The organism is Vibrio sp. 1402 (assembly GCF_033340275.1).
In genome coordinates this window covers 1-504 of record NZ_JAWOWE010000777.1, presented here as the reverse complement: position 1 = coordinate 504, position 504 = coordinate 1, and the positions used below count along the sequence as shown (strand labels likewise).

General features: G+C 46.0%; 1 protein-coding gene. It reads right to left on the bottom strand.

The genetic code is table 11. The features are described from left to right. A partial coding sequence (gene tolQ, locus R7044_RS28440) for a protein TolQ (RefSeq protein WP_225456445.1) occupies window positions 1–503 on the bottom strand: 503 nt, incomplete at its 3' end. Window position 504 lies beyond the last annotated feature (1 nt).

The window sequence follows — 504 nt, the reverse complement described above, 5'->3', positions numbered from 1 at the left end:
AGCTTACTTACTTTGTTGCTTAGTCGGTTATAAGCCATTACCGCAGGAATTGCTGCGAATAGACCCATAGCAGTCGCGATCAACGCTTCTGCGATACCTGGGGCAACCATAGAAAGCGTTGCTTGTTTCACTTCACCCAGTGCAATAAACGCATGCATGATGCCCCAAACAGTACCAAACAAACCAATGTATGGGCTGATTGAACCGACAGTTGCTAAGAAAGGTAGGCTTGTTTCAAGCTCATCAACTTCACGCGCAACAGCAACACGCATCGCGCGACCTGTGCCTTCCATAATGTAAGCTGGTGAGTTCGCATTGCTCTTACGTAAACGAGCAAATTCTGTGAAACCTGCGTAGAAGATTTCTTCTGTACCTGCGATCTCGTCTTTGCGCCCTTTCACTTTTTGGTAAAGTTGGGAAAGGTCTGTACCTGACCAGAATTTGTCTTCAAATTGCTCTGCATTTTTTGATGCTTGGGAAAGCACTTTGCTGCGCTTGATGATC